Source organism: Clostridiisalibacter paucivorans DSM 22131, from assembly GCF_000620125.1.
GTDB lineage: Bacteria > Bacillota > Clostridia > Tissierellales > Clostridiisalibacteraceae > Clostridiisalibacter > Clostridiisalibacter paucivorans.
The window spans coordinates 1-13978 of the sequence record NZ_JHVL01000064.1 but is presented as its reverse complement, the minus strand read 5'-3'; the positions used below and the strand labels follow the sequence as shown (position 1 = coordinate 13978).

The following is a 13978-nucleotide window of genomic DNA, read 5'->3' as shown; positions in this document are numbered from 1 at the left end:
TACATAGTCAACTATGTGGTAAAATATATTTATATTGGAGGTGCTAAAATGCCAAGAAAAAACATTAATACTACATTGGATGAAGATTTGTATACTGAAATTAAAATATTGGCTATCAAACTAAAAACTAATGCTAACGACTTAATTGAAGAAGGTATGAAACATGTCATTGAAAAATACGAAGAACAAAACAACAAGTCATAGTAAGTATAATATCAATTATCACATTATTTTCTGCCCTAAATATCGCCGTAATATCTTTAAGGTGGCATCGAACCACCTTAAATTAAAGCCCTTTCATCCCCCAAGACAAGCAAGGGGGATTTTCGAGCTTTTTCTATAAATAAAAATAACAAGGGGATTAATAGTTGTAAAAACAACTATTAATCCCCTTGAACTACTTATATGTAACAATATTATTGGTACGTATTCCATAAAAAACTAGAACTAATCTTCAAGTAAAAATCTCTCTATTCTTTCATTTTGTTTATCCACTATAATTGTACTCCTTTTATTTCCATCATATTGGAAAGAAAAATAATAGCTGCCTGCCTCTTTTTGTCCGTTTATCTCTTTCATCATTTCATCTCTATCTCCTAAAAAGGTATAATCTTCTCCCAATAGTTTGCTTTCTTTTACAAAATTTATTGCTACTTCTTTAGCTTCATCATAAGTATAATTTTGATAATCTTCACTTTTTGGCATACCAGTATTAGATTCTAAATCCATTACTTCATAGTCAGTAGTTATCAAAGCAGCACTGTTTCTTTGTCCATCTGTATGAAATACACCATAAGCCTGTTCATCATTATATCTAATTACTTGCACATCCATATCTTCAGCACTTATTTCTACATTAAGATATTTCTTAAATGCATCACTTGCTATTTCCTTAACCTTATCTTTTTCAATATCTGCTTCAGCAATATCTTTTTCTATTATAGCTGTTTCTTTTGGATTTTGTGCATAGACATTAAAAACTCCAAAACTCAATACTATCCCAACTAAAAAAGCACCTAAAATCATTTTTTTGGATTTCATAATTTATTCCTCCTCTAATTGTACTTTAATTTATTCCAAACCTACAATTAAAGTATATAGCTAATATATATATAATCTATATTCAAGTTGTAAAGTAATTGTAAAATTGATTATATGCTTATATAAAAACAAATTATTATTCTATTAAATACTCTTTGTCATTTATTTTTAATATTTTTAAAAATAGTTTATATATTCCAAATCCTATTATGCTACCAATTAGATTTAAAATAATATCATCTATGTCAAAAACTCCAATGCCTAGTATGTATTGAATGCCTTCTATACAGAAACTAAATATAAGAGTAAATAGTATATTCTCTTTTATATCTTTACCCTTATTATGAATTAATGGTAACAAAAATCCAAAAGGCATAAAAATAATCATATTTCCAAATAGATTTAAAAACCAAATATCAAAATTATAGCGGTTATATCTGAGGATATATTCCCCAATCTGCTTAAATGGTACAATATTAAAGGACTCGTGGCCTCTATCTAAAACTAGCCTTCTAGAATTTATAAGCAACCTCCATACGACAATTAAAATATATGTGCACCAAATTATTTTAGCTATTTTTTTAAATACTCTATTTGCTATGCTTACTGATTTATTTAACTCATCTCCGATAATCTTCTCTTTCCCAAAATCTGTTATAGCCAATTCAATGGATTCCTGTTCAGTTCTTCCTTTGCTTATATATTCTTCTTTCAATAAATTTAAGTGGTCTAAAAATTCCACCTTTAATTCTGCCTTTTCTATCTCTGTACAATCTAATTCATTAACAATTTGATTTATATATTTCATGAATTGTTCCATATTTATACCCCCTCATAACATACCCTTATCAATTGGTTCACCTGTCCCCATTCAACTATTCTTCTTTCTAATTCTTTTGTTCCTCTCTCTGTAATCCTATAATATTTTCTTCTCCCTCCTCCTTGTGAATCTCCCCAATATGAACTAAGAAATTTTTTATTCTCCAATCTTTTCAACGCTGAATATAGAGTTCCTTCTCCCATTTCATATAGATTATCGCTCTTTTCCTTTACAGTTTTAGCTATAGCATATCCATACATATCCTTTTTTGATATTAAAGATAAAATCAAAATATCTATAGTGCCCTTTTTTATCTCTTTATCCATCCTATAAACCACCTATCTTTATATTATGGCTATATATTAACACAATGTACCTCGTAATGCAATGTATTGACGCATAAAAATATACTTTAACTATCATATTTACAATAATATAAAGTATTACTTTCAGCATCATAAATTCCTATAGTATAGTTTGCAGCATATCTATCAAACAAAAGTCTGTCATCATTAATTCTATTTTCTCCATCAAACCTATCAATAAACATCCAATATCCATTGTCTACTTTAGGCATATCTAATCTTTCAGCTAAATCAGAGTTATAAACAACAGAATCCTTTTTTCTACCATACATTCTAATTTCAATATTTTTTGATAATGGTAATCCTTCCCAGTTATCATTATCTTTAATCTGTGCCAAAATATTCTCAGCATCATTACTGTCAAATTCAACCTTTGCTAATGTTGCACCATCTCCATGAAATCCTCCATGGCTATCTTCATATTCTATTTGCAAATTTTTAGGTATTTTTATTCCTAAAGAATTTGATATTTCTTTATTAATAGACTTTGAGAAACATCCTGTCAAAGAAAAAATAATAATTATAAATAAAGACATATAAGCTAACCGTCTTTTCATATACACCACCCTTAACCCTATTTTTGTGAACTGCTACCTCAGGTCTTAGCCAATCCTTAGCTAAACTTCATTCGCTCGCTAATATTATATCATCTATTAATAGTATCTCTTACTTATATTTATTTAATATTTCTTTTGGAATATGACAATAATCATTTGGGCATCTAGCCAACCTATCTTGATGTTCCTCTGCACTTCTCACGTAATTTGTAAGAGGTAATACCTCAACAACTATACGGTCACTATCATTTCTCTTATTAATAAATGTCTTCGCCTCTTCCAAATGTTTAGCATCTTCACTATACACTCCTGTTCTGTATTTCTCACCAACATCCTGTCCTTGTCTATTCAAACTATATGGATCAATTATTTCAAAGAAATATTCCATTAATTGCTCAATAGTTACAACCCTTGGATCAAATTCTGTTTTTACACATTCAGCATAGCCATCATAGTCACCCTTAAGTGTATTATTTGTTCCATTGGCTCTTCCCGCTTCTGTAAACTTAACACCAGGTAAAGTTTTTATGAAAGCTTGTACTCCCCATAGACATCCACCGGCAAAATATACTGTTCCCATATTGTATCCTCCTCTTTGGTCAAACTACAGCTAAACTAATAATACCTTAATTTTAAAGAAAAATAAAGAAGAAAAACTGCAGTTATTCGTGATATGGTTCATTGTGATCAAGTTATTGGCGATTTTTTAAATAAAACAAATAAAAAGATTTGGATTTTAACACTGTTTTTAATATGATTTCTTTATCCTAATCTCATCACCAAAATCAAGCTAAAGTTTATATGAAGGCTTTCTAGCATTTTCAATTTAGTCCTAAAATTTTAGATTCACAATATTCTTATTTTCTCTTTTGCCCTTTTCTTTTTCTGGATAAGAATTTACTATTAATCCGCAAAATAAAAGCAAAACACCAATCATAGAAACACCTGTCAGATTTTCACTAAACACAACTACTCCAAGCGCAGCTGCAGTAAGTGGCTCTGCTAATGTTAAAGTAACAGCGGTAGGTGTTGAAATATTAACAAGTCCATATGCAAATAGAGTATATGCTAAAGCAGTTGCAACTATTCCTAAATGTAGCGTTGCTATAATCCCACGTGCTGATATTACCCAGCTTAAGTCATTCATAAATAAAATAGGAGATAATATAACTGCACTTATAAAAAATACCAATCCATTAACTGCATCTCTACGCGAATCATGAAATAACTTTTGTGATACCTTTACATATACTGCATATGATAATCCTGCTCCCAAAGATAAGATTAAACCAAATACATTCATATTCATAGAATCTTGTCCACCGAAAAGTAAAGTGCATCCAATAATGGATACTATAGTACCTATAACCCACCTTCTACTAAGCTTTCCTCCTAAAAAATATTCAATAACACCTGAAAAAACAGGTGCACTTCCTAATGCTAAAACTGTACCAAGTGCAATGCCTGTTTTAAACACTCCTGAAAAGAAAAAAGGTTGATAAACTGCCATACATATAGATGCTACTAATAATAATTTTTTATCTAATTTTAATTTTGTTTTAAATGCACCCCTTATTTTTGCCACTAAAAGCAAAGTCGTCCCCCCTATTGCCATACGCAATGCACCAATTACAATTGGTGTAGCGTTTTGGGGAGCAAAAGCCTGTACAGAACCTGTAGTCCCCCATAGTATCGCCCCTATTAATATAAATACCTGTGCTTTCATATTTGATCGTTTCATGCTTCATCCTCCAAATTATTTATATAGACTGCGGATTTTAGAAACTAAGTCCATACAATCATTATAAAATATGTAAGCACAAAGTTCTTTACTTAAATTGGGGAGTTTTTATCCATTTTTCGGTACATTTTACGATACACACTTGGAGACAATCCTTGAAGCTTGGTAAATAATCTGGTAAGGGATGATTGTTGTTTATATCCAACAAGTTGTGAAATCATCAGCAAACTTAATTCTGTATCTATTAAATATTCCTTTGCTTTTTCTAATCGCAATTTTTGAATGTATGCATTAGGTGTCATACCAGTTTTTTTATTAAACCATTCGATATAATAAGATACATTAAAATTCTCAATTGCTGCCAACTTATTGATTGATACTTGCTTGTGAAAATTATCATGAATATACTGTATCGAATTTGGTCTTGCTTCCTCCAGTAGAAAACTACAAGCATAATTTACTAAATCATATAGCCTTCTTTTCTTTGGACTCCGTGCTTCTTCATGTAAAAGATATCTAATTGCTTTCCACCTATCATCAAGAACCTGATGCATTTCATATTTAAAGTTATTTTCTAATAAAACTGGATTAATGTCCTTTGGAATATCAAGTACTAAAAACTTATTTGTACTATCTGAGTAGTATGAGTGATTACATTTAGGTGGTAGAAAAAACAAATGTTTTTCATCTAAGCTTAGTTCATACTTACCTGTCTTTATATAGAGATCACCCTGCAGCGGAAGTATTAATTGACTATGTGTATGCTTATGTGTATAAGCCTTTTCTGTATATGTCCTCATTTCACATAATAGATTATTTGATTCCATAGTTTTTATCCCTCTCTTATTTTTTAACCCTAATTCAACATTTTATTTTAATCTACTCCATTAGAAGAAACCGCAGTTACTTGTAATACGGTTCACTGTAACTATATAATAAACGAATTTAAAAAGATTAAATTAAATTGCCCCTTGTAAATTATCAACAACCGTTACACTCTTTTACACGAATTTATTCATATGTAATAGTATTTATTAGAATATTTTATTGAACTTATCAGTATGAAAAGAGCCTGTTTTTATACACAGGCTCTTACGACATAATATATAAAAGATGTAAACTGACTTTAATACACAATTGTATATAATCCTTGTTAAATTACTCTTTTACATTTTTAGTTGTAATAATAAATCTATGTTCACTGCTTTCTATATAAGGTTTCTTCTTTAATTCTTCATTCATTTTGCATAATTCATTAAAAGAACTAATCACTGAAAAACCAGGAAATTCCATTTAATAACTTTAGCATAATATACAATTCCTCCTACATCCTGTCCCCATATCAAGCAACTGATAATCTGTTTTTAAATACTTTTTCAACATACTTTTATAATCCCAAGGTAGTTGCTCTTCTTCCTTTTTCCATAACTCTTTTAATTTATTATAGTTCATAACTGCTTTCCTTTCCATTCTATTATCTATAAGAAAAGTAGTGCAGTTAACTGACAACAGATACAACCTTACTTCGATACAATCTGCTATTAGATTATATAAGTAATCCATCCTTTACTTTCTTCTATAATTATGCATTATATATTATCTTATATTATACAGAAAATTTATACAACTTTCACTAATGCTGAAATTTATATTTATTAGTACATCCTAACTATTTTTTAAAACACATATTATAATTATTACAAGCCAAAGTAATTCCAATGTTTTAAAATGAATAGATTATAAATCAAATAAAGAACATGAAAAAGATTACCACTAGAAGTGGAAGATGTTGATAATAACTATCATTTTATTTTGGCTATATACATGGAATCCATAAGTTTTATACATAATTTTATAATTAGTGTAATATCTAAATATGTATCAAGTCCTATTCTCGATCCAACCTTCTGTAACCAAGCCAATCTGGATTTAAGTCAAAATCTACTTTGCTTTCATCAAGTGTAATGTAATACTTTTCTCCCTCTCTGTGTAAAAGGCATGCTTCAACGTCAACAACTTGATCAATATGCCATTCTTCTTCAAACATCTCAATTTCTTTTAAAGCTTTATGCTTTGCTTCTTGAGCTGTTTCAGCTACAAAAAACGCCACTCGGTGCAATTCTTGAGTCGTATCCTTGTCATAGCCACCCAGATAGACAAAGAACAGCTTTCTATTCTCACTAGATTTTTCTTTTGATAGCTTTATCTCATAACCATCTGCTCCTTTTATTTTCGTATAACTGTCCATATGAAGTTTTTCTTCCATGCCATACCAGCTTGCTTTGACTAAATCAATGGTGTTGTCTATATGATCTGCAACTGCAAACTGCACATCATGAACTTCAATATTTGCACCACTGACTTTCCCACCCAAACTTATCATGTATAAATTCATTGTATACACTCCTTTTTTATATCATTTAATTTATTTTCAACATTTCCCATTGGACTTCATCACAAGATTTTCTTTCAGATAAAGTTAACTCTATTTTACTTTTCGTGTACAACCATTCATACTAGTATCATCTATACACTTTGTCTAATTAATTCTTTTTTCATTATATAAATATCTAAAGAACATTTGAATACTGCTCTTTAGATATTCAGAAAAGTATATTTACTTGTCAATATCGCCTTCAGAATTTAAAATGGCATCAAACTTCTTGAACCTGCTACTTAATATACACAGATGTTTTTCTATATCCTGAAAAATTGGAGTAAAATTTTTCAACATGAACTGCTGTAAAATTTTATCCTTTTCTTTACTTTTTCGAATATCTAATTTACTATATCTTTTATTAATTATTTCTCTTACTTCTTCAGTATAATACATTTCTTCTAATGAATCCAATAGTCTAACTAATTTACTCCATGCTTCTTCTTTCTCTTTAGTATCTATCGGTTCATTAAGAAAATTACTATAATAAATAGCAAATAGTTTACCTATATTACCTAGTAAAACCCTATTTAATTGTTTTTTCATATATCTATTCTATTTTTCAACTACAATACACATCGCTTTAGATTCTTCAAAATATGGTTTGCCTGTCACATCTGAATATATCTCAATCTTATTAAAGCCTGCTTTTTTAATTTCTTTAATAATCGTGTCTTCCGTATATACTTTAAACCAATTTCTAATTATATCCACTTTTCCGTCTTTGTCAATTATTGTGAATTGGTCTAATCTCACATCTCTTTCATAAATAAAATGCGATTCAAAACATATATGTCTTTCAGACTTCCAAAAACCACTCCCCTCACTTAAACACCATGTATTACTTTCTTTTTTATCTTCAAATTGCTTTAAAGTAAAAACATCAAATATAAATCTCCCTCCTATCTTCATCGAATCGTAGACTTTTTTCAATAAAATCTCTCTATGCTCATCTGATAATACTACAAAGTCACAATATATTAATGTCACAAGATCAAATTCATTATTATAATTAATTTCAAGATAATTTTTATAAATGTAGTTTATATCTTGGTTTCTTTCACACGCTTTATCCATAGCATAATTAATTGACCTCTTTGAATAATCAATGCCCGTAATTTTATATCCTTTTTTAAATAGTCGTTCAGCATACAAACCAGGACCACAACCTAAATCTAAGAGTTTCTTATAGTTTGATGATGGTGCTATTTCAGTAATCCACTCTACTGATTTGTCTATAAAATTATGACATCTACTAGATGCTTCTAATTGTGGATCTAAATGAGCTTTCAGCAACCCCTTAGAAATATGTTCATCATCCCAAAATTTACATGTATTCTGTGCATATAGTTTTGGTTTTTCTAGATATTTGAATAATTCCTTTAACATAATCCCTCACTCACCTTTCATTGAATAATATTTTTTATTTAATGTTCTTATATTTAAATTAATTTTAAGTCTATAATTACACTTCTTACTATTTCATGTAGTTTCTCTTTGTTCAATATAATTCTTTCCTCATGAATTTGATTATTAATAGATATAGTTACATATGGTCTAGACATTATCTTCTTCCTCCTTCTTTATTTTTATATAACAATATGATTATGTGAAAATTGAAATAAAAAAGAGCCATAGAATTCACTCTACGGCTCCTAAAAACAGGGTCAAGCTATGCCGAGAGATAAAAGATTAAAATCCAAATTGAAATTTAGGTACAACAAATAACTGTTAGCAAACAACAGTATTGTGCTCCTATTAAACTCAATTTAAGATTTTATCCTTCATCTCCGTGCTTCACTTATGTTATTTGACTGCTTAACATCAAGTGTTGCCGGATAGCATTCCACCTTTCATAATCATATTATTATATATACATATTATATTAATTGGATAATCATGTGAATAATTCTTTGACTCAAGTACATAAAGCAATAAAATCACATCATCTACTACAAAATCTATTTTTCAATTCTGTTAAATCTATCTAATGTAATTAATGTTTTTAAGCTCAATACTCCAATCCATTCATTATATGCCTCTTTTAAATCTCCTTCATAATAGCTTTCTCCCCATGGCGGATTAATCTTACCATTAGACTGTAATTGATTAATTAAAAAATCTAAATTTTCATTTAATTTTGATTCAGAAACTTCAAATCTATTACTGTTTATACTACTTACAAAATCTACTGGTGTTGGTACGTATTCATGCCATTGTTTTGTATCATATACTATTACTTGTTCTATTGCTAGTGACATTACTTCTTCTAATCTCATTTGCAAATTCTCAGGTAGAACTTCATATAATTTTATATAACAAAAAATTTCATACTCTGAGTTGAATTCTTCCTTACTTTCTATGTAGCTGATTGCATATTCTATCAGTTTTTCTATATCAAGTCTTTTAACATAATCTTTATATCTATATAAGTATGCTAAAACTTCAGCAGAAGGATTTCCCCAGTTTTTATCTATTATTGTCATCTCGTCATCTTCATTATAATGCCACCAAGGAGCATGTGGAAAATCATTTACTTCCTTCGGAACAGCAAGCCATCCGTTTCTATCACTATTAAAGCTTGTCTCCAAATATCCTATAGCTGCTGCTATCATTTCTTTGGCGTCTTCTAGACGGTCAATTTCAGATAAAAGTCTTATTCCTATAGAGGTAGCCATTGGAGAAGAGTGGGGCAACCTAAAATCTGACTCTATTCCATGGCCAAAACCACCATCTTCATTTTGATATTTTTTTAATTCATTTACTATTTCATTTTCTGTTCCATCAAAGAAATAGTGCTGAAATATGGCACTTTCTAATGGTCTAGCGTACCTTTTAATGGACTGTGCTGTATTTTGAAAAACATTAGCTCCTATTTTATTCAATAATCACACTCCCTTTAATAAACTTTATTTCAAGTACTTCTACATTATATGTGTATAAAAACTAATCATATTTCCATCAATATCACGTAAATAAAAAGAACGGCTTCCCCATGATTGTGTTGTTGGTGCTTTCACCCAATCAATATTCATTTTCTTTAGTCGTTCATATTCTTCATCAACATTTTCAACATTGAATTCTAAAATTATACTTTTATTTAATTCAGCTTGAGCTGAACCTGGAGCTATGATTTCATGGGCTTTCAAATCAAAAATTGATAAGCTATTATCTCCAACTTTAAATACAGCATAATCTTCCCCATAAAACTCCGCATCAATTTGTAGAACCTTTTCATAAAATTCACTTAGTCTCTTCACATCATTCGTTATAATACAGCTATTCGTTAAATTCATTATTAGTCCTCCTCAATACCTTTTTTTCATTTTAGCACTAATTGCAATTTTTGTATTGTAAAAAGTGGACATTGGTATTATAATCTTCCAGGAGTTTTTCCATAAAAAGACTTAAAATCCTTAATAAAATGAGCTTGGTCATAATATCCATTTTCAAGTGCCACATCTTGAAAGTTTATATTTGTAGCTTCATTTAGTTGCTTAATGATATTTTGAAAACGTATGATATTAATAAATGTCTTTGGACTTGTACCTATCCAGTTGTGAAACTTTCTAGATAGTTGTCTTTGACTTATGTTCATTTGTTGTGATAAGTTTTTAATAGATATTATTCCTTTATATTTATATATTTCATATAATGCACTTATCATCAATTCATTTGATGCACCAGCTTTTAATAGTAATCTTACTAATTCTCCTTCAATAATCATTAATCTCTCACTTAATGTTTCTGCATAATATAATCTTTCACTTATCTCAAAAGCAAATCTTCCTAAAACATCATCTAACGAAACCAACTTATCTGTAAAATCATTCGCTAAAATTTTAAGAAATGGAATGATCCCTCCTGGCCAGAAACGGACTCCTAGAAACTCACTTATGCCCTTAACTTCTTCTTCCGAAAACTTAGTCATTAGTCCGCATACTGATCCACATTTGCCTTTATTTATTTCTCCTATATCAAACACAATATCCATGCATCCATCAGGTATAACTCTGCTTGTAATAACTTCATTTGTAGTATTAATTGTTTTAGAAGTCCAATAACAGGCTATATAGGATTGAAGCTCGCTAATGGGACAATATTCTCTATATATTGTACTTTGCTGTTCTATATTTGGCCATAATTTTTCTCCCTGAGTGGGTATAAAGTTATTTAGATATTGTTTTGTCATAGTTATATCCAACCTTATCTAAAAATAATTTTAAAGTATGTTCATGAAGTTTTATACACATATTCACTTCATTTTTTTATTTATTTCTTATCAATTTCATATGATATTAAATTCTTTTTAAAATGTTTAATTCTAAATCAAATAGACTATTAATCATCTGCTATTTCTTCTAAACCCATTGGTATGACTAAATTTGATATGAAACCGCCGTTACTTATGGTACGGTTCACCGTTGTTAACTAAATGTATTAATTCTTTATTATTATTATCACTCTAATAACCTAAGTGTTCTCCAACAATAATTACCTTTACTCTTTCTTTAATAAATTGTCCTCTAATTATCACAAAACTTATCTCCCTCCTAGAGCTAAGTTCGAATAAACAATCTAATCTTCAATAAGTTCAATGAATTTCTGTGCTGCTGTAGACATAGGAATATCTTTCTTAATTGCTATTCCTATAATTCTTTCAGGTATTTTTTCTTTGATAAAAATTTCATATAACTGTTTCTGCTCTAATTCCTTTTGAATATAATCTTTTATAACACAGGAAACTCCCAATCCTCTTTTAGCAAATTCTATCATTAGCTCCATGTTACTCAACTCTATTTGTGGCACTACTTCTAACCCATGCGAACCAAAATACTTATCTATATAATCTCTTGTATTTCCACCTTTCTCTAGTAGAATAATAGGATATGTATCTACTAAATTCCTCAACGATATCTGTTTTTCACAAATTCCCTTGTATTTATCTCCCACAACAAAGCAATCTTGTATTTTAAATCTTTTAATTACATTAAGAGAATTGTTAGTTTCTATATGCATATTTAAAATTCCTACATCTATCTCACCTGACTCTAATCCTTTTACTATTTCATAACTTGATTTATCCTGAATATAAATTTCTATATTTGGATAATTCAAATTATATATTTCTATATATTTCATTAAATGATATTTGCATACTGCACTGCAGACACCTATTCTTATCTGACCCAAATTAAGATTTTTTAGTTCTAAAAATTTTCTTTCCGCTGTCTGCATAAGACCATAACCCTGTTCTATATATTTGAATAATACCTCACCTTCTAAAGTAAGAACAACTCCTCTTGGAGTTCTATGAAATAATTGTCCTCCTAATTTTCCTTCTAATAATTTTATAGATTGGCTAACGGCTGGCTGTGATGTAAAAAGTTCTTTTGCAGCTTTAGATATACTACCTAATTTGGCAGTAATATAAAAAATTCTATAAAGTTCAAGATTAATATACATATAAAAATTTAATATACCTCCCATATTAAATATTAATTTTACTTATACCACTATGCTAATTATAATTGTTTTATGAAAGTTAATCAACAGCTACAAGGATTGGAGGTCATAGAGTGGTATTTACATATTATTTATTATCGTTAGTATCTGGATTTGCCTTGACTTTACAGGTTGGTATAAACGGACAACTTCGTTTCAAAATGGGTAATCCTATACTTTCATCCCTTATTAGCTTTAGCGTAGGGACTCTGGGACTTGCAATAGTATTCTTATCTGCTGTATTAAATGGCTCTAGCGCATTACCAACTGCTAATCATATCAAAAATACAAGTTGGTGGATGTTTACAGGAGGACTATTGGGAGCATTTTATATATTTACAACCATATTTACTTCTCCTAAAATTGGATTTGCCAACATGTTTAGTCTTATTATATGTGGTCAAATAATTCTTGCTGTTATATTTGACCATTTTGGGTTATTAGGCAACCAAGTCCATTCACTAAGTCCTTTAAGAGTTCTAGGAATTATTTTATTAGTCTTAGGTGTTTATATTATTCAAACTCATTAATTAGAAATTTCTATTTAAATCTTAAATCAATAAAACATCTTTACGGGAGGTAATATTAATGAAAAGAATCTGTATTTATTCTGGCTCTAATCTAGGTTTCCGTCCAGAATATAAAGAAAATGCTAAACTACTTGGTAACATATTAGCAAAAAACAAGATTGAATTAGTATATGGTGGTTCAAGAATAGGTCTTATGGGACAAGTAGCAAATGAAGTTTTAAAAAATAATGGAAAAGTTATTGGAGTTATGCCTAAAGGCCTTTTCTCAGGTGAAATGGTTCACAAAAATTTAACTAAACTTATTGAAGTTAAAAACATGCATGAAAGAAAGCAAACTATGACTGAACTTTCTAATGGATTCATATCACTTCCTGGTGGACTAGGCACTTATGAAGAACTATTTGAAGTCCTTAGTTGGGCTCAACTTGGTATTCATAAAAAACCTATTGGCCTATTAAATGTATCAAATTTCTTTGACCCTCTTTTACATATGATACAAAATACCTGTACTGAAGGTTTTATGAGTGAATCAAATATTAAACTCATCTCAATTTCTGACAACCCTTCACTATTAATAGAAAAAATGAAAAACTATACTCCACCTCTAATGGAAAATAAATGGCGTGAATTACCCTATAAATAACTTTACTTTTTTCTTATAAACGACTTATAATGAATTATCTAAATGTTTCAAAGTTATATGTTATTCTTATGGTTATGAACTCATAGAACAAGAGATAATGCCTGACCATGTACATCTTTTTATATCTGCTCCACCAACTGTTGCACCAGTAGATATAGTAAGAAAGCTCAAAAGTATTTCTGCAAATGAAATATTTAAAGGCTTTCCCAATCTAAAGAAGTCTAAGTTTTGGGGTAGTGGTCTATGGAGTAGGGGATATTATGTAGGAACTGCTGGAACAGTATCGACTGAAACAATACAAAGATATATACAAAATCAAAAGTTAGCATAATATCAATT

Annotated in this window: 19 protein-coding genes and 1 pseudogene; 4 read left to right on the top strand and 16 right to left on the bottom strand. The window is 29.4% G+C overall.

Features of this window, described 5'->3' with window-relative positions; genetic code table 11:
* The coding region (locus tag Q326_RS18575; protein ID WP_245592115.1) for a ribbon-helix-helix domain-containing protein at nucleotides 1-204 on the top strand (204 nt) is incomplete at its 5' end.
* A 243-nt stretch (nucleotides 205-447) separates the two neighbouring features.
* Here the strand turns inward: Q326_RS18575 and Q326_RS0113805 are convergent.
* The 16 genes from Q326_RS0113805 to Q326_RS0113725 all read right to left on the bottom strand — a co-directional run bounded on the left by Q326_RS0113805 (nucleotide 448) and on the right by Q326_RS0113725 (nucleotide 12427).
* Nucleotides 448-1041, bottom strand: coding sequence for a hypothetical protein (locus Q326_RS0113805; protein ID WP_026895919.1), 594 nt, complete (start codon nucleotides 1039-1041; stop codon nucleotides 448-450).
* A 136-nt stretch (nucleotides 1042-1177) separates the two neighbouring features.
* Nucleotides 1178-1861: a VanZ family protein gene (locus Q326_RS0113800; RefSeq protein ID WP_026895918.1), complete on the bottom strand. Its 684-nt coding sequence runs from the start codon at nucleotides 1859-1861 to the stop codon at nucleotides 1178-1180.
* A 2-nt stretch (nucleotides 1862-1863) separates the two neighbouring features.
* Nucleotides 1864-2187 carry a PadR family transcriptional regulator gene (locus Q326_RS0113795; protein ID WP_026895917.1) on the bottom strand — a complete coding sequence of 108 codons (324 nt, stop codon included), beginning with the start codon at nucleotides 2185-2187 and terminating at the stop codon, nucleotides 1864-1866.
* 86 nt (nucleotides 2188-2273) lie between these two features.
* Nucleotides 2274-2783, bottom strand: coding sequence for a hypothetical protein (locus Q326_RS0113790; RefSeq protein WP_026895916.1), 510 nt, complete (start codon nucleotides 2781-2783; stop codon nucleotides 2274-2276).
* A 109-nt stretch (nucleotides 2784-2892) separates the two neighbouring features.
* Nucleotides 2893-3363: a peptide-methionine (S)-S-oxide reductase gene (locus tag Q326_RS0113785; protein ID WP_026895915.1), complete on the bottom strand. Its 471-nt coding sequence runs from the start codon at nucleotides 3361-3363 to the stop codon at nucleotides 2893-2895.
* Nucleotides 3364-3615: 252 nt separating this feature from the next.
* Nucleotides 3616-4524 (bottom strand): DMT family transporter, encoded by a 909-nt coding sequence (locus tag Q326_RS17455; RefSeq protein WP_084489664.1) that lies wholly within the window; start codon nucleotides 4522-4524, stop codon nucleotides 3616-3618.
* A 92-nt stretch (nucleotides 4525-4616) separates the two neighbouring features.
* Nucleotides 4617-5351 (bottom strand): AraC family transcriptional regulator, encoded by a 735-nt coding sequence (locus tag Q326_RS0113775; RefSeq protein ID WP_026895914.1) that lies wholly within the window; start codon nucleotides 5349-5351, stop codon nucleotides 4617-4619.
* Between the two features lie 475 nt (nucleotides 5352-5826).
* Complete coding sequence (locus Q326_RS18900) at nucleotides 5827-6087, bottom strand: hypothetical protein (protein WP_026895913.1); 261 nt, start codon at nucleotides 6085-6087, stop codon at nucleotides 5827-5829.
* Between the two features lie 325 nt (nucleotides 6088-6412).
* Nucleotides 6413-6919 (bottom strand): DUF1543 domain-containing protein, encoded by a 507-nt coding sequence (locus tag Q326_RS0113760; RefSeq protein ID WP_026895912.1) that lies wholly within the window; start codon nucleotides 6917-6919, stop codon nucleotides 6413-6415.
* A 222-nt stretch (nucleotides 6920-7141) separates the two neighbouring features.
* A complete protein-coding gene (locus Q326_RS0113755) occupies nucleotides 7142-7507 on the bottom strand; it encodes a hypothetical protein (protein WP_026895911.1) in 366 nt (121 codons plus the stop codon).
* A 9-nt stretch (nucleotides 7508-7516) separates the two neighbouring features.
* Nucleotides 7517-8350: a class I SAM-dependent methyltransferase gene (locus tag Q326_RS0113750; protein ID WP_026895910.1), complete on the bottom strand. Its 834-nt coding sequence runs from the start codon at nucleotides 8348-8350 to the stop codon at nucleotides 7517-7519.
* Between the two features lie 53 nt (nucleotides 8351-8403).
* Entirely contained in the window at nucleotides 8404-8526 is a 123-nt protein-coding gene (locus tag Q326_RS19110; RefSeq protein WP_284071445.1) for a hypothetical protein, read from the bottom strand.
* Between the two features lie 396 nt (nucleotides 8527-8922).
* On the bottom strand, nucleotides 8923-9846 hold the full coding sequence (locus Q326_RS0113740) for a prenyltransferase/squalene oxidase repeat-containing protein (RefSeq protein ID WP_051531503.1): 924 nt from the start codon (nucleotides 9844-9846) through the stop codon (nucleotides 8923-8925).
* 39 nt (nucleotides 9847-9885) lie between these two features.
* Nucleotides 9886-10257: a VOC family protein gene (locus Q326_RS0113735; RefSeq protein WP_026895908.1), complete on the bottom strand. Its 372-nt coding sequence runs from the start codon at nucleotides 10255-10257 to the stop codon at nucleotides 9886-9888.
* 77 nt (nucleotides 10258-10334) lie between these two features.
* Nucleotides 10335-11153 (bottom strand): helix-turn-helix domain-containing protein, encoded by an 819-nt coding sequence (locus tag Q326_RS0113730; RefSeq protein ID WP_026895907.1) that lies wholly within the window; start codon nucleotides 11151-11153, stop codon nucleotides 10335-10337.
* Between the two features lie 386 nt (nucleotides 11154-11539).
* On the bottom strand, nucleotides 11540-12427 hold the full coding sequence (locus Q326_RS0113725; protein WP_026895906.1) for a LysR family transcriptional regulator: 888 nt from the start codon (nucleotides 12425-12427) through the stop codon (nucleotides 11540-11542).
* A 113-nt stretch (nucleotides 12428-12540) separates the two neighbouring features.
* On the opposite strand from Q326_RS0113725, the gene Q326_RS0113720 reads away from it, so the two are divergent.
* The 3 genes and pseudogenes from Q326_RS0113720 to tnpA all read left to right on the top strand — a co-directional run.
* On the top strand, nucleotides 12541-12996 hold the full coding sequence (locus tag Q326_RS0113720; protein ID WP_026895905.1) for a DMT family transporter: 456 nt from the start codon (nucleotides 12541-12543) through the stop codon (nucleotides 12994-12996).
* Nucleotides 12997-13054: 58 nt separating this feature from the next.
* Entirely contained in the window at nucleotides 13055-13639 is a 585-nt protein-coding gene (locus Q326_RS0113715; protein WP_026895904.1) for an LOG family protein, read from the top strand.
* A gap of 40 nt (nucleotides 13640-13679) precedes the next feature.
* Nucleotides 13680-13970: pseudogene (gene tnpA, locus Q326_RS17450) on the top strand (IS200/IS605 family transposase); the annotation flags it as partial.
* Nucleotides 13971-13978 lie beyond the last annotated feature (8 nt).